The 19,715-nt window shown below is 63.9% G+C and carries 20 protein-coding genes and 1 pseudogene; 12 read left to right on the plus strand and 9 right to left on the minus strand.

Going from position 1 to position 19,715, the window contains the following annotated elements:
- Window positions 1–2 precede the first annotated feature (2 nt).
- From ACD578_RS13090 to greA, 5 genes are all read left to right on the plus strand, one after another.
- On the plus strand, window positions 3–782 hold the full coding sequence (locus tag ACD578_RS13090) for an ABC transporter ATP-binding protein (protein ID WP_404285562.1): 780 nt from the start codon (window positions 3–5) through the stop codon (window positions 780–782).
- Window positions 775–1,500 (plus strand): ABC transporter ATP-binding protein, encoded by a 726-nt coding sequence (locus ACD578_RS13095; RefSeq protein ID WP_404285564.1) that lies wholly within the window; start codon window positions 775–777, stop codon window positions 1,498–1,500. The genes ACD578_RS13090 and ACD578_RS13095 overlap by 8 nt, the downstream gene beginning before the upstream one ends.
- Window positions 1,497–2,519: a branched-chain amino acid ABC transporter permease gene (locus ACD578_RS13100; protein WP_404285566.1), complete on the plus strand. Its 1,023-nt coding sequence runs from the start codon at window positions 1,497–1,499 to the stop codon at window positions 2,517–2,519. Before ACD578_RS13095 ends, ACD578_RS13100 begins: the two co-directional genes overlap by 4 nt.
- Window positions 2,516–3,634 carry a branched-chain amino acid ABC transporter permease gene (locus ACD578_RS13105; RefSeq protein WP_404285568.1) on the plus strand — a complete coding sequence of 373 codons (1,119 nt, stop codon included), beginning with the start codon at window positions 2,516–2,518 and terminating at the stop codon, window positions 3,632–3,634. The genes ACD578_RS13100 and ACD578_RS13105 overlap by 4 nt, the downstream gene beginning before the upstream one ends.
- A gap of 64 nt (window positions 3,635–3,698) precedes the next feature.
- Window positions 3,699–4,166, plus strand: a complete 468-nt coding sequence (greA, locus tag ACD578_RS13110; RefSeq protein WP_152708899.1) for a transcription elongation factor GreA — start codon at window positions 3,699–3,701, stop codon at window positions 4,164–4,166.
- Between the two features lie 149 nt (window positions 4,167–4,315).
- Here greA and ACD578_RS13115 read toward each other — a convergent pair whose 3' ends face one another.
- From ACD578_RS13115 to ACD578_RS13155, 9 genes are all read right to left on the minus strand, one after another.
- A complete protein-coding gene (locus ACD578_RS13115; protein ID WP_404285570.1) occupies window positions 4,316–4,537 on the minus strand; it encodes a hypothetical protein in 222 nt (73 codons plus the stop codon).
- Window positions 4,538–4,549: 12 nt separating this feature from the next.
- Window positions 4,550–4,942: a GFA family protein gene (locus ACD578_RS13120; RefSeq protein WP_404285572.1), complete on the minus strand. Its 393-nt coding sequence runs from the start codon at window positions 4,940–4,942 to the stop codon at window positions 4,550–4,552.
- A gap of 271 nt (window positions 4,943–5,213) precedes the next feature.
- On the minus strand, window positions 5,214–5,657 hold the full coding sequence (locus ACD578_RS13125) for a RidA family protein (protein ID WP_404285574.1): 444 nt from the start codon (window positions 5,655–5,657) through the stop codon (window positions 5,214–5,216).
- A 14-nt stretch (window positions 5,658–5,671) separates the two neighbouring features.
- Window positions 5,672–6,880, minus strand: a complete 1,209-nt coding sequence (locus ACD578_RS13130; RefSeq protein WP_404285576.1) for an acyl-CoA dehydrogenase family protein — start codon at window positions 6,878–6,880, stop codon at window positions 5,672–5,674.
- A gap of 1 nt (window position 6,881) precedes the next feature.
- Window positions 6,882–7,718 carry an enoyl-CoA hydratase family protein gene (locus ACD578_RS13135; RefSeq protein WP_404285578.1) on the minus strand — a complete coding sequence of 279 codons (837 nt, stop codon included), beginning with the start codon at window positions 7,716–7,718 and terminating at the stop codon, window positions 6,882–6,884.
- Window positions 7,715–8,224 carry a MarR family winged helix-turn-helix transcriptional regulator gene (locus tag ACD578_RS13140; RefSeq protein ID WP_404285580.1) on the minus strand — a complete coding sequence of 170 codons (510 nt, stop codon included), beginning with the start codon at window positions 8,222–8,224 and terminating at the stop codon, window positions 7,715–7,717. Before ACD578_RS13140 ends, ACD578_RS13135 begins: the two co-directional genes overlap by 4 nt.
- Window positions 8,225–8,226: 2 nt before the next feature.
- Window positions 8,227–8,994: an SDR family NAD(P)-dependent oxidoreductase gene (locus ACD578_RS13145; RefSeq protein ID WP_404285582.1), complete on the minus strand. Its 768-nt coding sequence runs from the start codon at window positions 8,992–8,994 to the stop codon at window positions 8,227–8,229.
- 1 nt (window position 8,995) lies between these two features.
- Entirely contained in the window at window positions 8,996–11,350 is a 2,355-nt protein-coding gene (locus ACD578_RS13150) for a bifunctional salicylyl-CoA 5-hydroxylase/oxidoreductase (protein WP_404285584.1), read from the minus strand.
- Window positions 11,351–11,452: 102 nt separating this feature from the next.
- Window positions 11,453–13,102: a benzoate-CoA ligase family protein gene (locus tag ACD578_RS13155; protein WP_404285586.1), complete on the minus strand. Its 1,650-nt coding sequence runs from the start codon at window positions 13,100–13,102 to the stop codon at window positions 11,453–11,455.
- Window positions 13,103–13,499: 397 nt separating this feature from the next.
- Between ACD578_RS13155 and ACD578_RS13160 the strand changes: the two genes are divergently transcribed.
- The 7 genes and pseudogenes from ACD578_RS13160 (at window position 13,500) to ACD578_RS13190 (ending at window position 19,715) form a co-directional block, all read left to right on the plus strand.
- On the plus strand, window positions 13,500–14,675 hold the full coding sequence (locus ACD578_RS13160; protein WP_404293831.1) for an ABC transporter substrate-binding protein: 1,176 nt from the start codon (window positions 13,500–13,502) through the stop codon (window positions 14,673–14,675).
- A 136-nt stretch (window positions 14,676–14,811) separates the two neighbouring features.
- Window positions 14,812–15,731: pseudogene (locus tag ACD578_RS13165) on the plus strand (branched-chain amino acid ABC transporter permease).
- Window positions 15,732–15,740: 9 nt separating this feature from the next.
- Window positions 15,741–16,772, plus strand: a complete 1,032-nt coding sequence (locus ACD578_RS13170) for a branched-chain amino acid ABC transporter permease (protein WP_404285588.1) — start codon at window positions 15,741–15,743, stop codon at window positions 16,770–16,772.
- Window positions 16,765–17,520 (plus strand): ABC transporter ATP-binding protein, encoded by a 756-nt coding sequence (locus ACD578_RS13175; protein WP_404285590.1) that lies wholly within the window; start codon window positions 16,765–16,767, stop codon window positions 17,518–17,520. Before ACD578_RS13170 ends, ACD578_RS13175 begins: the two co-directional genes overlap by 8 nt.
- Window positions 17,520–18,218 carry an ABC transporter ATP-binding protein gene (locus ACD578_RS13180; protein ID WP_404285592.1) on the plus strand — a complete coding sequence of 233 codons (699 nt, stop codon included), beginning with the start codon at window positions 17,520–17,522 and terminating at the stop codon, window positions 18,216–18,218. Before ACD578_RS13175 ends, ACD578_RS13180 begins: the two co-directional genes overlap by 1 nt.
- An 11-nt stretch (window positions 18,219–18,229) precedes the next feature.
- On the plus strand, window positions 18,230–19,051 hold the full coding sequence (locus ACD578_RS13185; protein WP_404285594.1) for an alpha/beta hydrolase: 822 nt from the start codon (window positions 18,230–18,232) through the stop codon (window positions 19,049–19,051).
- A 106-nt stretch (window positions 19,052–19,157) separates the two neighbouring features.
- A complete protein-coding gene (locus ACD578_RS13190) occupies window positions 19,158–19,715 on the plus strand; it encodes a histidine phosphatase family protein (RefSeq protein WP_404285596.1) in 558 nt (185 codons plus the stop codon).

The following is a 19,715-nucleotide window of genomic DNA, read 5'->3' on the forward strand; positions in this document are numbered from 1 at the left end:
ACGTGACCCTATCGACGACAACGACGCCCGCGCTTGAAACGCGCGGGCTGACCATCCGCTTCGGCGGCCATGTGGCCGTCAACGACGTGTCGTGCCGGTTCACCCCCGGCACGCTCACGGCCATCGTCGGCCCGAACGGCGCCGGCAAGACCACGTATTTCAACCTCATCTCGGGCCAGCTTCGCGCCTCATCCGGGCAGGTCGTCGTCGACGGCGAGGACATCACGGGTCTGGCCCCGTCGGCCCGCACCCGGCGCGGTCTGGGACGCGCGTTTCAGCTCACCAACCTGTTTCCGCAACTGACCGCATTGGAGAACGTGCGTCTCGCGGTGCAGAGCCGCGCCGATGCGGGCTGGTCCCTGTTCAAGGTGTGGAACGCGCGCCGCGACCTGATCGAGAAGGCGGAGGGCATCCTGGAAAGGGTACGTCTCGCGGACAAGCGCCACGTCGCCCCGAAGGCGCTGTCGCATGGCGACCAGCGCAAGCTCGAGGTGGCGCTTCTGATCGCCATGGAGCCGAAGGTCTTCATGTTCGACGAGCCGACCGCCGGCATGAGCGTCGACGAGGTGCCGACCGTGCTCGAACTCATCCACGACATCAAGCAGCGCGGGGATGCGACCGTGCTTCTCGTCGAGCACAAGATGGACGTGGTGCGCTCGCTCTCCGACCGCATCATCGTGCTGCACAACGGCGCCCTCGTCGCCGATGGCGAGCCTGCCGAGGTCATCGCCTCGCCGGTGGTGCAGGAAGCCTATCTCGGCGTGGAGACCGCCCGTGACTGAGCCCCTCCTCCACCTGAGCGACGTGCATACCCATGTCGGCCCGTATCACATCCTCCATGGCGTGGACTTCGCGGTCCCGGCAGGCGAGCTCACCATGCTGCTCGGCCGCAACGGCGCCGGCAAGACGACGACTTTGCGCACGATCATGGGCCTGTGGCAGGCCTCCTCCGGCCGCATCCGTTTCGACGGCCGCGACATCACCAAGGCCCCCACGCCGGACATTGCGCGCTCCGGCATCGCCTACGTGCCGGAAGCGATGGGCATTTTCACCGACCTCACCGTGCGCGAGAACATCGTGCTCGCCGCGCGCAGCGGGCCGGTCGACAGGAACCGGCTCGAGTGGATCCTGGGGCTGTTCCCCGCCATCAAGCGCTTTTGGCACCTGCCGGCGGGTCATCTCTCCGGCGGGCAGAAGCAGATGCTTGCGATCGCCCGCGCCATCGCCGAACCGCGGCGCCTTCTGCTCATCGACGAGCCGACCAAGGGCCTTGCGCCCGTGATGGTGCGTTCCATGATCGAGGCCTTCAAGGCGCTGAAGGCTGCGGGCGAGACGATCCTGCTGGTGGAGCAGAATTTCTACGCCGCCTCGGCGCTCGGCGACAACGTGGTCGTCATGGATGACGGGCGCATCGTCCATTCCGGCATCATGAGCGAGCTGGTCGAGGACAACGCCCTGCAGCAGCGCCTGCTCGGCCTCTCTCTGGATGCGCACCAATGAGCGACATGACCGCCGAAACCTCAAGCCCGGCCGAGCTGCCGCGCGCCAAGACGGATTGGCTCCCGCTCCTCCTCGTTCCGGCGCTCGCCCTCCTGGCGCTGCCCTTCGTCGGCAGCCCCTCGACCTGGGTGACGCTCACGGTGGCGGGGCTTGCCATGGGCATGATGATCTTTCTCATGGCCTCGGGCCTCACGCTCGTCTTCGGCCTGATGGACATCATCAATTTCGGACACGGCGTCTTCATCTCGCTCGGCGCCTACGCGACGCTCCTCGTGCTCGGTCCGCTCGCCGGCTGGGCAACGGCGGATTCCCTGGGACTCAACCTCGCGCTTCTGCTGCTATGCATCCTGGTCGCGATGGCGGTGACCGGTGTCGTCGGCGCGGTCTTCGAGCGCGTCATCGTACGCCCGGTCTATGGCAGCCACCTGAAGCAGATCCTCGTTACCATGGGCGGGTTGATCGTGACCGAGCAGGCGATCCATGCGATCTGGGGCGCCTCGCCCATCCCGATCCCGCTGCCGCAATCCCTGCGCGGCGCCTTCGTGCTCGGCGACATCGTCATGGAGCGCTACCGCGTCGTGGCGGTCGCCATCGGCCTCCTGGTCTTTATCGGGATGCAGTTGCTCCTCAACCGCACCCGCATCGGCCTGCTGATCCGGGCCGGTGTCGAAAATCCCGAGATGGTCGAGGCCCTCGGCTACCGGATCCGCCGCCTCTTCGTCAGCGTCTTCATCGCCGGCTCGGCACTCGCCGGTCTCGGCGGCGTCATGTGGGCGTTCTATCGCCAGACGCTGACCGCCGGCATGGGCATGGAGGTGATGGTGCTGGTGTTCATCGTCATCATCATCGGCGGCCTCGGTTCCGTGGGCGGCTGCTTCGTCGGCTCGATCCTCGTCGCGCTGGTCGCCAATTATGTCGGCTTCATCGAGCCCAAGCTCGCTTTGATCTCCAACATCCTCGTCATGGCCCTCGTGCTGATCTGGCGTCCGCAGGGCCTGTTTCCGGTGGCCCGCCGATGAGCACATCACCCGCTCTCGCCCTTCCCTTCGACGAAACCCGCCGGCGCGGCGGCTTCCTGAGCGCGATCCTGTCGTCGGACATGCCGCGCTCGCGGGTGCTGAGCGTCATCCTGATCGCCATCCTGCTGCTCCTGGCCGCGACGCCGTTCCTGTTTTCCGGCAGCCAGCCGGTGAGCACGGCGGCGAAGATCTGCGTCTTCGTCGTGCTTGTCGCGAGCTACGACCTCCTGCTCGGCTATTCCGGCATCGTGTCCTTCGCCCACACCATGTTCTTCGGCATCGGTGGCTACGGCATCGCCATCGCGCTTGAACGCTTAGGACCGACCTGGAGCTCGGCCGGTATCGGGCTCGTGTCTGCGCTGATGCTGTCGGCACTGCTCGCCGTCGCCATCGGTCTCCTATCGCTGCGGGTGCGCGCCATCTTCTTCTCGATGATCACCCTTGCGGTGGCCTCCGCCGCCGCCGTTCTCGCTTCCCAATTGTCGGATGTGACGGGTGGCGAAGACGGATTGTCGTTTCAGCTGCCGCAGGCCCTGCGCCCTGCCTTCCGGCTCCTGTCCGAGCCTGTCTTCGGCACCGCCGTCAACGGGCGGCTGCTTGCCTACTACCTCGTGTTCTTCGTCTCGCTTCTCGCCTTCCTCGCCCTCTTGCGCATCGTGAACTCACCCTTCGGACGAGTGCTGCAGGCGATCCGCGAGAACGAGTTCCGCGCCGAGGCGCTCGGCTACCGCGTCGTCGCCTACCGCACGGCGGCTTCCGTCATCTCGGCCCTGGCCGCGACGGTCGCCGGCGCAATGATGGCGCTCTGGCTGCGTTATAACGGGCCGGACACCACGCTCTCCTTCTCGATCATGATCGACATTCTGCTCATGGTCGTGATCGGCGGCATGGGGACCATGTATGGTGCTGTCATCGGGGCCACGCTGTTCGTCCTGGCTCAGAGCTACCTGCAGGTGCTGATGGGCGCCGGGAGCGCGGCTTTGGCGGGCATTCCGCTTCTGCCCGATCTGATTCATCCGGATCGCTGGCTTCTGTGGCTCGGCGCGCTGTTCATCATCAGCGTCTATGCCTTTCCGGGCGGCATCGTCGGACGCCTGCGGCAAGCCAAGCAATAAAGGCTAAGCCCGGAAACCTTCGCGAACCTCGAACCGTTTCCTCTGAAAGAGCGGAGGAGACGTAATGAGCCGTGCCTTTGTTCGTGAAACCGAGGGTGGAGAAGCCTTCGAGGACCTTCCCGACCGGATGATCAGTCCGCATCATCTCGTGACGCCCTCGGGGCTGGCCCAGATGGAGGCGGAAATCGAGTCCTTGCAGAAGCGCCTCTCCGAGGCCCAATCCGCCGCCGACAAGGCCGAAGTGGCGCGCCTCACCCGCGACCTGCGCTACTGGTCCGCCCGCCGGGCATCCTCGGAGGTGGTGCCGCCTCCCACGGACGCCGCTCATGTCCGCTTCGGCGCGCGGGTCACTTTTGAGCGAGAAGACGGCCGGCGTCAGACCTACCGGATTGTCGGCGAGGACGAGGCCGACCCGGCCAAGGGAAGCCTGTCCTACGTCTCCCCCTTGGCTCAGGCGCTCATGGGCAAGGAAATCGGCGACGTGGTCCCGATCGGACAGACAACGGCCGAAATCGTCGAGATCGGCTTGTAAAAATTGGCTTGGTCCCAGCCGTCGTCACCGGCCTTGTGCCGGTGATCCCGATTGATTGAAGCACTGCGCCTTTCCCATTGGGATGGCCGGCACAAGGCCGGCCATGACATCGGAGGGTGCAATTCCCGACGGATGGAAAAACGAAGCGCCTACTCAGCGGCTCTCGCATAATACGCCCACTTGGCCTCGCACATCCGAAGGTCGGCGCGCTTGACGACGGCTTCCAGCCTCGCGGCCGGCTGGCTCGTCGCGGCACCCGGGGAGAAGCTGAGGGCCAGGCCGGTATAGAGCTGGTTGTCGACCTCGAGCATCTGGTTCGAGAGGTCGATCAAGGCATACATCTCGGTCACCTCGTAACGGCGCCTTCGCACCGTTCGTACGACCTACTCCTCAAAGCGATCCGTAGCGTCACGATCACGCTCGTATCGTCTCTCGAGCGGAAACGGCGGCAACCAGGACTCGCGACGGACGGTCCAGAGTTCGTAGGTTGGCATCAGTTGGTCAGGCGCATCCAGGGATCCCAGGTTCACTTCGATTTCGTCGGCGGTGCGTGCGAATACCGACGAGCCGCAGCGGGGACAGAAAAATCGCCCGGCATAGTCGCGTGTTTCGCCATCGATCGTCACCGCATCCTGAGGGAACACCGCGGAGGCGTGAAAAAGGGCCCCATGATGCTTGCGGCAGTCGAGACAGTGACAAAGGCCGACCCGATAGGGGAGTCCCGACGCCACAATTCGGACGTTGCCGCACAGGCAACCGCCCGTGAATCGGTCCATGCTGCGTCTCCCCTCAAATCAAGCGGTCGGAAGGTTTGCAACGAACCCCGTCGGGCGTCCACGATGCTCTACCCACTGGGCCACGACGGAGCCATTCCGGGACGCTGCGACGCTCGAGCATTTCGGTGATGGCTACCGCGAGGCGGGTCTTCCCGAGTGACGCACCGGTCAGGCAGAGTAGGAGGTGTCTGAGAAGCAGGCATTCTTGCAACACCGCCGATCTGTCGCATCGGGTTCGTCAGTTCTGCCCGCGCCCGGTGACGGCTCGTTGCTAGCCCTTGCCTGGAACGATGGCCGTCGCTTCGATCTCAATCCGAGCAGCCTTCTCAACGAGCCGCACGACCTGAACGAGAGCCATGGCGGGGTAATGCGCGCCGAACACGTCCCGATAGGCGCGGCCCAGTTCGCGAAGATTGGCGAGATACTCGTCGATATCGACCACATACCAGGTCAGGCGCACGAGATGCCGGGGTTCTGCGCCGCCTTCGGCCAGAATGGCGCGGATGTTCTCGAAGATCTGGCGGGCCTGCGCGACAAATCCGTCGGGGAACGATTCCTTCTCATCCCAGCCGACGATGCCGCCTGTCACCAGGACCCTGCCCTCGGCCATCATGCCGTTGGCATAGCCTTTGGGCGTTCGCCAATGCTTCGGGTTAAGGACCTCCGGTCCATCGTCGATGCCCGGCATGGGAGTGCCTTCCAGAGCGGCTGTCATTGTTGTTCCTCCCTTTATCGATTGGACGCTGTGTCGAGATCCCTGGAGCGCTGGCCCTCCAGCATCTTCACGAGCTCGCGCGCGATCACGACCTTCTGAACCTCGGTGGCGCCCTCGTAAATGCGCAGGGCTCGGATTTCCCGGTAAAGCTCTTCGACCTTCACGCCCTTGGTGACGCCAAGACCGCCGAAAATCTGCACGGCCTTGTCGATGACGCTCTGCGCCGCTTCCGTCGCATACATCTTCGCCATGGCAGCCTCGCGCGTCACGCGCGGCGCACCCTGGTCCTTGGTCCAGGCCGCGCGATAGACGAGAAGCGCGGCGCTGTCCACGCCCGTCGCCATGTCGGCGAGAGAGCCTTGCGTCATCTGCAGGTCGCTGAGAGGCGCACCGAAGAGCTTGCGCGAGGATGCATGCTGCAGCGCCTCGGCCAAGGCGCGCCGCGCCAGCCCAAGCGCAGCCGCTCCGACCGTCGAGCGGAACACGTCGAGCGTCGCCATGGCGACCTTGAAACCTTCCCCCGGACCGCCGATCCGCTTCGCAAGCGGCACGCGGCAACCCTCGAAACGCAGCGTTGCGAGCGGATGAGGCGCAATGACATCGATGCGTTTCTCGATGCTCAATCCAGGATTCTGCGCGTCGACCACGTAGGCGGACAACCCCTTCGCGCCGGGCGCCTCGCCCGAGCGGGCGAAGACCACATAATGATCCGCGATCCCGCCGTTGGAGATCCACGTCTTCACGCCATCGATCCGCACGTGATCCGGCCCGTCCGGCATGGCCGTGGTGCTCATGGCCGCCACATCCGACCCGGCTTCAGGCTCCGAGAGTGCGAAGGCCGCGATGGCATCTCCCCGCGCGACCGGCGGCAGGTACTGCTCCTTGATCGCGTCAGAACCGAACAGGGTGATCGGCCCCGTGCCGAGGCCCTGCATGGCAAAGGCGAAATCCGCCAAGCCCTCGTGAGAGGCAAGGGTTTCCCGTGCCAGGCACAAGGTGCGTACATCGAAGGACGGAGTGAGACCGCCATAGGCCTGCGGCACCACCGCCTTGAGCCATCCGCCTTCGCCCAGGCTGCGCACGAGGCGGCGGCACGAGGCATCCACGTCGTGATGATCGACGAGCGGCTTGACCTCCCTGGTGGCCCAAGCGTTCAGTTCACCGGCAAACTGCCGGTGGCGGTCCTCGAAGAATGGCCAGGAGAGAAAGCTTGCATCGATCACGTCAATCTCCCTTGAAGACCGGCTTCTCTTTCGCCGCGAAGGCGCGGTAGGCGCGGGCGAAATCCTCCGTCGTCATGCACAAAGCCTGCGCGACGGCCTCCGCCTCAATCGCCTCCTCCACCGACATGGCCCATTCCATGGCCATCATGCGCTTCGTCATGGTATTGGCGTAGGTCGGTCCGGTGCCGATTGTACGCGCGAGATTGCCGGCCTCGGTGAGAAGATCAGCGGCATCGACAAGGCGGCTGAAGAAGCCCCAGCGCTCGCCCTCCTCCGCGCTCATGAAGCGTCCGGTATAGAGCAGTTCCGACGCGCGTCCCTGGCCGATGATGCGCGGAAGAATGGCGCAGGCGCCCATGTCGCAGCCGGCGAGGCCGACCTTGTTGAACAGGAATGCCACCTTGGCGCCGGGCGCCGCGAGACGCAGATCGGACGCCATGGCCACGATGGCACCGGCTCCCGCGCAGATTCCGTCGACCGCCGCGACGATGGGCTGCGGCGCGGCGCGCATGGCCTTCACCAGTTCGCCCGTCATCCGTGTGAAGGCGGTCAGGCCCTTGGTATCCATCTCGACGAGCGGACCGATGATCTCGAACACATCGCCGCCGGACGAGAAGTTGCCGCCCGATCCCGCGATGACGATGGCCTTGACGTCGTCGTCCTTGGCGCAGGCATGAAAGAAATCGCTCAGCTCGCGGTAGCTCTCGAAGGTGAGCGGGTTCTTCTTGTCCGGACGGTTGAGGGTGACCGTCGCGACAGGACCATCGACCGACAGCAGGAAGTGGCGCGGCTCGTAGCTTGAAAGCGGAAGCGTGACGGAATTGGCAAACTGCGTCACTGGTCGTCTCCCATGATGGCCCGCCGGGCAGAAAGCTTGGTTTTCGCGAGCAGCCGCATGAGATCGTTGCGATCCTTGCCCGTGAGATCGCCGAAGAGCTCGGCGATCCAATGCTCATGCTCGCCCGCCATCGTCCGGAACTCGGCGCGGCCTTCCTCGGTCAGGCTGATCACCATGGCCCGCCGATCCGTCGGAGACACGGTTCGATCCACATGGCCCGAAGCAACGAGCCGGTCGACGAGACCGGTGAGATTGCCGTTCGATACCATCATCCGCTTCGAGAGATCGGACAGCATCATGCCGTCCGGCGCCTTGTCGAGCTGTGCCATCAGGTCGAAGCGGGGAAGCGTCACGTCGAAGCGCTCGCGCAGGCGGCGGCGCACCTCGCCTTCGATCAGCGTGGAGCAGGTGAGAAGACGCAGCCATAGGCGCAGCTCCTCCCGGTGATCCTCGGGCATCTCGACCGCCTTCGTCTCGGCGTCGAGGGGAATTGCGTGGTCGTCCATTGTCAAATTTCTCCACCAGCCACTACGATGGCCTGCCCCGTTACGGAGCGCGCGCCCTCGCCGCACAGCCAGAGCACGGCATCGGCAATCTCGGAAGGGTCGATCAACCGTCCCTGCGGGTTGTGCTTCACGAGTTCACCGAGGGCCTCGTCACGGGTTCTGTTCGTCTTGGCCATGATGCGCTCGAGGCTCTCGGCTACGAGATCGGTGTCTGTAAAGCCAGGGCAGACAGCATTGACCGTCACACCGGTCTTTGCCGTCTCAAGCGCGAGCGCGCGGATGAGGCCGATGACCGCATGTTTGGCAGCACAATAGGCACTCACATAGGGATATCCTTTGAGACCGGCGGTCGACGCCACGGCGACGATACGCCCGAACCCGCGCTCCGTCATGGTGCCCAGAACGGCCTGGGCCACGTTCGTGACCCCGAGAAGATTCACGTCCAGCATCTGCCGGAAGACCTCCGGGCCCGATTTCATGAACGGCGCGGAGGCGGCTGCTCCCGCATTGGCGATCATCAGGTCGACTGGGCCGTTGCGATCGACCGCGTCCCGAACGGCGCGTTGCACCGCCTGCGCATCCGTCACGTCGGCAACGGCAGCAGCGTGGGCAGCGCCCTGCCCGATCGCCTGCTCGAGCGATGCGGGACTGCGGCCAACAATGGTGACGGTCGCGCCGGCTGTCATGAGCGATGCCGCGATGGCGCGGCCAATCCCGCGACCGCCGCCGGTGACCAATGCATGCCGGCCATTGAGAGGTGTCATGGTCATGTCATTCCGCCGCGAGAGGCTTCTCGCTAGCCTCCATCTTCAACTCCGCCCGGGTCTTGGGCTTTGCCTTCACCTTGAGCTCTTCGAGATCCTGCCGGTCACGCACGGAGTTGCGGAAGACTTGTTCCTTTCCGGCCAGATACTGCGGCGGGCAGTGGATGTCCTTCGCGCCATACCAGGCGGCCGCCTTCATGGTGAAGAACGGATCGACCAGATGCGGCCGTCCGAGCGCGACGAGATCCGCCCGGCCCGCAGCGAGGATCGTGTTCACTTGGTCGGCCGCCGTGATGTTGCCGACGCACATGGTGGCGACCTGCGCTTCGTTGCGCACCTGATCGGAGAAGGGTGTCTGGAACATGCGCCCGTAGATCGGCCGCGCCTCGCGCACCGTCTGGCCCGTCGAGACATCAACGAGATCGACGCCATGCTCGGCGAAGGCACGCGCGATCTCGACCGCGTCGTCGCCCGTCACGCCGCCCTCGGCCCAATCGGTGGCGGAGATGCGCACCGACATGGGCTTGTGCGCGGGCCAGACCTCGCGCATGGCGTCGAACACCTCGAGCGGAAACCGCAGCCGGTTCTCGAGAGAGCCGCCATATTCATCCGTGCGGCGGTTGGTGAGCGGCGACAGGAAGCTCGCCATCAGGTAGCCGTGAGCGCAATGCAGCTCCAGCATGTCGAACCCGGCCCGTTCGCCACGCTTTGCTGCGTCGACGAACTGCGCCCTGATGAGATCCATGTCGGCGCGCGTCGCCTCGCGCGGCACCTGGCTGTCCGGAAAATAGGGAATCGCGGATGCGGAACAGATGTCCCACGCTTCTTCCTCCAGCGGCCGGTCCATGCCTTCCCACATGAGCTTGGTGGCGCCCTTGCGTCCGGAATGTCCGAGCTGAAGGCAGAACTTCGCTCCCGAATTGGCATGGATGAAATCGACGATCCGCTTCCAAGCGGCCTCCTGCTCGTCGTTCCACAGGCCCGTGCAGCCAAGCGTGATGCGGGCCTCCGGCGACACACAGGTCATTTCCGTAAAGATCAGCCCCGCACCGCCTGTCGCGCGTGCGCCGTAATGGACGAGATGGAAATCACCCGGCACTCCATCCTTCGCCGAATACATGTCCATCGGCGACACCACGACTCGGTTCGCAACAACCATCTCCCGCAGACGGAAGGGCTGGAACATGGGTGCGCTCGGATTCTCCACCGAGACGTCGAAACCCTGCTTGCGTACCTGGCTCGCAAAAGTCCTGTCGACGGCCGCCACGAAGTCGGGCGCGCGCAGGCGCAGGTTGTCGTAGGTGATCGCCTTGGCGCGGGTCATGACGCCGAAGGCGAACTGCACCGGATCGAAATCCCAGAAGCGCGCCACATGCTCGAACCAGACCAGGGACACGTCGGCCGCATGCTGGGTCTTCTCGACCTCCTCGCGCCGTCCGGTCTCATAAAGAGACAAAGCACCCGCGACGCTTGGATCGTGGCGGAAGGCGTCAAAGAGCGCGATGGCATCCTCCATCGCGAGCTTCGTGCCGGAGCCGATCGAGAAATGCGCCGAGGCCTTGGCGTCGCCCAGCAGCACCTTGTTGCCCATGACCCATCGCTTGCTGCGGATCATCGGGAAATTGCGCCAGATCGAGCGGTTGGTGAGGATGCGGTGCCCGCCCAGGAACCAGCCGAAGATCCTCTCCATGAGCGCCGCCGACTCGGCCTCGCTCATGTCGTTCAGCCCTGCCCGCTCGAAGGTCTCGGGATCGGTCTCGAAGACCCAGGTCGAGCGGTTCGCCTCATACTGATAGGCATGGGCAATGAAGGGCCCCCACTCCGTCTCCTGGAAGATGAAGGTGAAGGCGTCGAGCGGCTTGGTCGAGCCCATCCAGGTGAATTTGTTGGGCCGCAGGTCCACCTCAGGCTGGAAGTGATCCGCATAGCGCTCCCTGAAGCGGCTGTTGATTCCGTCGGCCACGACCACGAGATCAGCATCCGCGAACAGGTTCTCGTCATCCACATCGACTTCGTAACGCAGCCTGACGCCGAGCTCCTCCGCTCGGTCCTGGAGGATGAGGAGCAGCGTGCGGCGCGAGCAGCCGCAGAAGCCGTTCCCGCCGATCCGATGTTCGCTTCCTCGAAAATGGATTGCGATGTCGTCCCAGTAGGCGAATTCCCTGATGATCCTCTGATAGCTCGGCAGGTCGTATTTCTCGAAGTTGTCCAGGGTCGCATCGGAAAACACGACCCCGAAGCCGAACGTCTCGTCGGCGCGATTGCGCTCATAGACCGTGATATCGGATTCCGGCCGAAGCTTCTTCAGCAGGATCGCGAAATAGAGCCCAGCCGGGCCGCCGCCGATGATCGCCGTCTTCATGAGATTCCCACCCGAGAAAGTACGCTTATTATTTTAAGCTTAAAATAATTTCGGATCAACCTGTACAAGCCAATCCTCTGCCGAAACCTTATCGCCAAGCTGTCAGGCGCTCATCGCCTCCTGGTGGTTCTCGGCTTCCTGAGCGATCTGGCGCAGCGCGAAGCGCTGCAGCTTGCCGGTCTGGGTCCGCGGGAGGGCCTCCACGAACTCGATGAGGCGCGGATACTTGTACGGAGCGATCTCCGCCTTGACGTGATCCTGGAGCACCTTCGTCAGCTCCGCGTCTGGAATGTGGCCGGGATGCAGGACCACATAGGCCTTGACCACCGTTCCGCGCCCATCGTCCGGAGCCCCCACCACGCCGCATTCGGCAACGGCCGGATGCGTGAGAAGCGCGGCCTCGACCTCTGGGCCTGCGATGTTGTAGCCCGCGGAAATGATCATGTCGTCGGAGCGGGCCTGGTACCAGAAGTACCCGTCCTGATCCATGAGGTAGGTGTCACCTGTGATATTCCAGCCATTCTGCACGTACTTGCGCTGTCGCTCGTCCGCGAGATAGCGGCATCCGGTCGGCCCGCGCACGGCCAAGCGGCCGATGCTGCCGGGCGGGAGGTCGCGCCCTTCGTCGTCGACGACCTTCGCCTCGTAGCCCGGAACGGGCTTGCCCGTCGCGCCGGGGCGGATCTCGTCCTCGGTTGCGGCGATGAAGATGTGCAGCATTTCGGTTGCGCCGATTCCATCCATGAGCCGGATGTTCGTTGCGGCCTTCCAGACCTCGAACGTGCCCTTCGGCAACGGTTCGCCGGCCGAGACACATTTGCGCAAACTGGAGATGTCGTAGCCTTCGATCTTCGCCAGCATCGCGCGATAGGCGGTCGGCGCCGTGAAGCAGATGGTGGCCTTGTACTGCATGATGGCGGGCAAAAGATCGTCGGGCCCAGCCTTCTCCAGCAGCACGGTCGAAGCGCCGACGCGCATCGGAAACAGCACGATTCCGCCGAGCCCGAAGGTGAAGGCGAGCGGCGGCGAGCCGATAAAACGGTCGCTCGGCTCTGGCCGCAGCACGTTTCGGGCGTAGCCGTCGCAGATCGCCAGCATGTCGCGATGGAAATGCATGGTGCCCTTCGGCTCGCCCGTCGTACCGGAGGTGAAGCCGATCAGGCAGACATCGTCCGCCGCGGTATCGACCGCACCGAATTCCGGCGAGGCTTCGGCGATCAACGCCTCGAGGCTGTCGGGCTTGCCCGATCCCCAATACACCACATGCTGCAGATCCGGCGCCATCGTCCTGGCGCGCTCCATCTCCTCCGCAAGGCGATGGTCGCAGAAGGCGATCGTGATCTTCGCTTTCTTCAGCGGATAGGCAATCTCCTTGGCGCGCAGCAGCGGCATGGTGGCGACGACCACGCCACCGGCCTTCAGGACCGCCAGATAGGCCGCGACCATCATGGGATTGTTCGCAGAGCGCAGCAGAACGCGGTTGCCCGGCACGAAGCCGAGCTTCTGGACCAACACATTGCAGATGCGGTTCACCCGCTCCTGGAGCGCACGGTAGGTCAGCGTCTCGGTCGGGCTGATGATGCAGGGCTCCTCGCCCCGTCCCGCATCGACCCATCGATCGAGAAAGGCCACGGCGCAGTTGAGCCGCTCGGGATATTGAAGCTCGGGACGAGAGAACCGTAACTCTGGCCATTGATCCCGTGGCGGAAGATTGTCCCTCGCGAAGGTATCCACATGCGCCGTGTCCGCCATCGTCCGCTCCTCTGTTTTTGTGCGGCGCAAGAACAAAGCGCTATGAGTCTGGCTGGTCGGGCGGGGCCTACGCGAAGGCCGCTAGCGATAGCAAACCCCGGTTTCCTGCCTACCCGCCGCCAATCACGCGCTCGTCATTTCGCCTGCCTTCCTCTGCGAAACAATCCGCTTGAAGAACCTGAAAAATATTTTAATCTTAAAATAATCCTTGGCAATCCCAAAGATTGGGCAAAGGTTGGGGATGCCGGGAGGAAAGCTCCGATAAAGGGAGTGTTCGGCAGAAAAGTTTTGCGGCAGAGTATCGCCGACCTGTCCGTCGAGGCGTCTTAACGTCCCGCCGGGAACAATCACGCAGCACAGCAAATGTGCGCAGGGAACATCCACTCGGGAGACTATGATGAACGTGACGATCAAAACCCTTGGCCTTGCAGCGGCCTTCGGTCTGGCTGCGGCACCGGCCATGGCGCAGGAAAAACTGAAGGTCGGCCTGCTGCTGACCCTCTCCGGCCCGTCGGCCGTGCTGGGCCAGCACGCGCGGGACGGCTTTCAGCTTGCCGTGAAGGACCTCGGAGGCAAGCTCGGCGGGCGCGATGTCGAGGTGATCGTCGTCGACGACGAGTTGAAGCCAGACGTGGCGGTGACGAAGGTGAAGGGCCTTCTGGAGCGGGACAAGGTCGATTTCGTCGTCGGCCCGATCTTCTCCAACGTGGCGGTTGCCACGCACAAGCCCATCGTCGATGCCAAGACCTTCTACATCAGCGTGAACGCCGGTCCTTCGAACCTCGCCGGCAAGAGTTGCAGCCCGTATTTCTTCGCGACCTCCTATCAGAACGACCAGAACCATGAGGTTCTCGGCAAGGTGGCGCAGGACCGCGGCTACAAGAAGGTCTATCTGCTGGCGCCGAACTATCAGGCCGGCAAGGATGCGCTCGCCGGGTTCAAGCGCCACTACAAGGGCGAAATCGTCGAGGAATCGTACACCCCCCTCAACACGCTCGACTTCCAGTCCGAGCTTGCCAAGATCGCTTCGATGCAACCGGACGCGATTTTCACCTTCATGCCGGGCGGCATGGGCGTGAACCTGGTCAAGCAGTACCGTGCTGCGGGTCTTGCCGACCGTATTCCGTTCCTCTCCGCCTTCACCGTGGACGAGACGAACCTGCCCGCGCAGCAGGATGCCGCCATCGGCATGCTGAGCGGCTCGAACTGGGCTCCGAACATGAATACCCCGGAGAACAAGAAGTTCGTCGCGGCCTTCGAGGCCGCCTACAACACAGTGCCGGCTTCCTACGCCATGCATTCCTACGACGCGGCGCTGCTGATCGACTCGGCCCTCAAGGCGACCGGCGGCAAGACGGACGACAAGGAAGCGGTTCGTGCCGCCCTCAAGAAGGCGGAGTTCAAGTCGCTTCGCGGCGATTTCAAGTTCGGCGCCAACGGCTTCCCGGTCCAGGACTTCTATCTGGTGAAGGCCGCCAAGCGTCCTGACGGCAAGCTGGAGACGGAAATCGTCGAGAAGGTGTTCGACGATTACACGGATGCCTATGCCAAGGAATGCACCGCCACGAACTGAGGCGCTCTGCACATCCGATCGATCTGCCCCCGCGAGGGCAGATCGATCCGCATCTATGACATCATCATGGCGCTTTCGCATGGGAGCGCCCGAGCGGAGGCTCGATCGATGCAGGCCTGCTGCCAATGACGTGCCGATGAACGCAACACTCCTCTTCGTCCAGGCTCTGAACGGCCTTCAATTCGGCCTCATCCTTTTTCTCATCGCCGCCGGGCTGACCCTGGTGTTCGGGGTGATGGACTTCATCAATCTCGCTCACGGCGTTCAGTACATGGTCGGCGCCTATCTCGTGGCGGCATTCAGCACGTGGACCGGAAGCTTCGGCTGGGCGCTCCTCCTCGCCCTGCCCTCGGCGCTGGTCTTCGGCCTTCTACTCGAAGTGCTGGTCTTCAGACATCTCTATGACCGCGATCACCTCGATCAGGTGCTCGCTACGTTCGGCGTGATCCTGTTCCTGAACCAGGGCGTGAAGTTCGTCTGGGGCGCAGCCCCTTGAGCGTTCCCGTTCCCGAACTGCTCTCAGGATCCGTGGAGATCGCGAACGGCCTGCTCTATCCCGTCTATCGCCTTGCGATCATCGCGGCGGGGCTCGTGGTGGCCGCCCTGCTCTATGTTCTCGTCAACCACACGCGTGTCGGCATGCTGGTGCGCGCAGGAGCCAGCAATGCCTCCATGGTGTCGGCGCTCGGCGTCAACATCCAGAGGCTGTTCATGATCGTGTTCGGCTTCGGTGCCATGCTCGCAGGCTTTGCCGGCGCGATGGTGGCGCCGATCCTCTCGGTCGAGCCGGGCATGGGCGACAACATCCTGATCCTCGCTTTCGTGGTCATCGTGATCGGCGGCATCGGGTCGATCCGCGGCGCGTTTCTCGCGGCCCTCCTGATCGGACTGGTGGATACGGTGGGACGCACCTTCGCTCCGAACCTGCTGCGCCTCGTTCTCGATCCCGCGGCAGCGAGCCAGACCGGACGGGCCATCGCGCCGATGTTGATCTATATCTTCATGGCTGCGGTGCTGTTCTTCCGCCCCTCCGGCCTGTTTCCTGTGAAACGCTAGGGGCCGTTCATGACCGAACTCGCCGAAACGCCCTCCGCTCCCATGCCATCGCTCACCACACGGTTCGAGGTCGTTCCCATCGTCCTTTTCGCGGCCTTCGCGGCAGCACCGCTCTTCGCCATGGTCTCCGGCGCGGAGGGCTACGTCCTGTCTCTGCTCACGCGGGTCATGATCTTCGGCATAGCCGCCATGGCGCTCGACCTCATTCTCGGTTATGGAGCGCTTGTCAGCTTCGGCCATGCGGCCTTCCTCGGGCTCGGCGGCTATGCCGTCGGCGTCCTTGCCAGCCACGGCATCGAGGATGTGCTCGTGCAGATCCCCGTCGCACTCGCGGCGTCCGCCGTCTTCGCTCTCATCACAGGCGCGATCTCCCTGCGGACCAAGGGTGTATATTTCATCATGATCACCCTGGCCTTCGGGCAGATGCTGTACTTCCTTGCGACGTCGCTCGCGGCTTATGGCGGCGACGACGGCATGACCCTGTCGTCACGCAGTCTCCTTGCCGGCTCCAGCGTCCTGGAGAACGATTTTGCCTTCTATTGGGTATGCCTGCTCTGTCTTCTTGGAGCCTATGCGTTCTCCCGATCCGTCGTGGCATCCAGGTTCGGGCGTGTCCTGCGCGGAACCCGGGAAAACGCCATTCGCATGGAAGCCATCGGGTTTCAGCCCTTCCGCTTTCAGCTCGCGGCCTATGTGCTCAGCGGCATGATGGCAGGACTTGCGGGATGTCTGCTGGCCAACCAGGCGGAGTTCGTGAGCCCGGCCTTCATGACATGGCAGCGTTCCGGCGAACTGATCTTCATGGTCGTGCTCGGCGGGCTGGGTTCCCTGCATGGCGCCATCATCGGTGCAGCCGCCTTCCTGCTGCTGGAGGAGTTTCTGCCGGAAATCCTGCACGGCTTGAGCTTCTTCCTGAACGAGGCAACGCGCGCGCACCTCGCGGAGAACTGGAAGATGGTATTCGGTCCCCTTCTCATCCTGATCGTTCTGTTCGTCAGAGGCGGGATCATGGGCCTGCTGCGGAGGCCTCGCCATGGCTGAGCCTCTTCTCGAACTTCTCAACCTGCGGAAAACCTACGGCGCTCTCGTCGTCACCGACGACGTCAGCCTCTCCGTCCAGCCCGGCGAACTGCACGCCATCATCGGCCCGAACGGCGCGGGCAAGACGACCCTTATTCACCAGATCTCCGGCACCCTGGCTTCTGATTCCGGATCCATCCGGTTCGGCGGCGAGGACGTCACGCATTTCTCAATGCCGCAACGGGTCCGGCACGGGCTCGCGCGCTCTTTCCAGATCACCTCGATCCTTCCGGGCTTCTCCGCTCTGGCGAATGTCGCGCTTGCGGTTCAGGCGCGCTCAGGATCGAGCTTTCGCTTCTTCGGTAATGCCGCGCAGGAGAAGGCTCTGAACGAGCCTGCCATGGATTGTCTCGCTCAGGTCGGGCTCGCTGCTCGCGCTCATATCCCGGCTGGCCTGTTGTCGCACGGCGAGAAGCGTCAGCTCGAACTCGCGATCGGCCTTGCGACGGAGCCGAAGCTGCTGCTTCTCGACGAGCCTCTCGCCGGCACCGGCCACGATGAATCCCAGCGTGTTGTCGAGACCCTGCGGCGTCTGAAGGACCGCCTGACCATCGTGCTGATCGAGCACGATATGGATGCGGTCTTCTCCCTTGCGGATCGCGTGTCCGTTCTCGTCTATGGCCGCGTAATCGCCACCGACACGCCGGAACGGATCAGGGCCAATCCGGAAGTTCGTGCCGCCTATCTCGGCGACGAGGAGATAGTCTGATGCTCTCCGTCCGACAGCTCCAGGCATCCTATGGCGCAGCGCAGGTCCTCTTCGACATTTCGCTCGAGATCAACGCCGGCGAAGTGGTGACGCTGCTCGGCCGCAACGGCATGGGCAAGACCACCACCGTGCGTTCGATCATGGGCCTGCTCCGCCCCCGTGGCGGCGAAGTGCGCTTCGATGGCGCGGCCGTGACCGGCCTTGCGCCCTATCGCATTGCACAGACCGGCATCGGCCTCGTGCCGGAAGGCCGGCAGATTTTTCCGACGCTGACGGTGGAGGAAAATCTCGTTGCGACGGCCTCGGCCAGAACCGGCACTCGGCGCTGGACGCTTGATGCGGTCTACGATCTTTTCCCACGCCTGAAGGAACGCCGGAGCAATCTCGGCACGCAGCTTTCCGGAGGCGAACAGCAGATGCTGGCCATTGGCCGCGCGCTCATGACCAACCCGAAGCTGCTCATTCTCGATGAAGCCACGGAAGGGCTGGCGCCGTTGATCCGCGCCGAGATCTGGACATGCCTCAAGCGCCTCAAGGGCGAGCGCCAGTCGATCCTGGTGATCGACAAGAACATCGGCGCACTGGCGAGCTTCGCCGACCGTCACGTGATTATCGAGAAGGGCCGCTCGGTCTGGACGGGAACGAGCGATGAGCTCATGACCGATGCCAGCCTCAAGGACCGATACCTCCACGTTTAAGGATAATCGCGATGGCATCCGAAGAACTCGACCTGGAGGCCGAGTACAACAACCGGACCCGCGTTCCCGATCACCCCGTCCACATCGCGGGCTGGCAGCAGGATTCCGCTGCCTATCGAGAAAGTGCGCACTGCGAGCTGGAACTCGCCTATGGACCGGGCGAGCGCCATCGGCTTGACCTGTTCTACCCGCAGAGCGGCGATGGCGACGGCCCGATCGTGCTGTTCATCCATGGCGGCTACTGGCAGGCGCTCGACAAGTCGACCTCCAGCCATCTGGCCCGTGGCGCCAATGAGCGCGGGCTGACGGTCGCGATCCCCAGCTATACGCTCGCCCCTGCCGCCAAACTCGCCGACATCGTTTCCGAAATCGAGGCCGCCGCGAATTTCGTCATGCGGCGCACGCGCCGCCCGCTCGTCGTGAGCGGTCATTCGGCCGGCGGCCATCTGGCGGCGTGCCTGATGGCTCGCCCGGGCAGATTACAGATGCCTGTTCGCGCCGCCATGCCGGTCTCCGGCCTGTTCGACCTGCCTCCGCTGGTTCCGACTTCGATCAACAAGGCTCTCGGGCTCACCGTCGAGGAGGCGCACCGCCTGAGCCCCCTTGAGTGGAATCCGCCCACGAGTGGACATCTCATCGCGGTGGTCGGCGGGGCCGAAAGCAGCGAATTCCTGCGTCAGTCCCATGCCATCGTCGAGCGATGGAGCCAGGCCGGCGTTGCAACTCGCTGTCACGAGGTGCCCGGAGCGCATCACTTCAACGTCGTCGCCGGGCTTTCCACCCCTAGCGACCCGCTCGTGGACATGCTCGTGGAGTTGGCAGCCGAGGCTTGAAATCAAGCAGGATGCCTCCAGGAATCTGTGCCTTTATCGGACGTTGCGTCTCTCGGTGAGCGGGTGTTCTATAAGAGATAGCGGCATAAGGATCGGCAGGTGACGCATGCCTATCGCGCTGGCATTTCTGATCCTTGTGGCAATAGCCTGGCCTCAAGCCCTTCAGGCATCCGAGGAGGCATGGCAGGCTCTGCGGGACGGCGGCACGATTGCCCTGTTCCGGCATGCTCGCGCTCCAGGAACGGGCGACCCAGCCAACTTCCGGCTCGAAGATTGCGGGACGCAGCGCAACCTCTCGGCCGAGGGCCGTCGACAGGCGCAGGCCATCGGAGAGGCGTTCAGGGCTCGACGGATCTCCGTCGGGCGGGTGCTCTCAAGTCGCTGGTGCCGCGCGCTCGACTCCGCCCGCTTGGCCTTCGGCGACCGGACGGAGTCTTTCCCGCCGCTGGATTCGTTCTTCTCAGGACGGGACCAGGAACCGGCCCAGACGCAGGCCGTACGCCAGACCGTTCAGGACTGGCGCTCAAGCGGCGTCCTGGTGCTCGTCACGCACCAGGTCAACATCACGGCCCTCACCGGCGTCTTTCCTGGCGAGGGAGAAATGCTCGTGCTCCGGCCGAAGCCGGGCACCGGGTTCGATCTCATCGGACGGATTAAGCTCTAG

Origin of the sequence: Microvirga sp. RSM25 (assembly GCF_044784385.1) — a bacterium.
Lineage (GTDB): Bacteria > Pseudomonadota > Alphaproteobacteria > Rhizobiales > Beijerinckiaceae > Microvirga > Microvirga tunisiensis.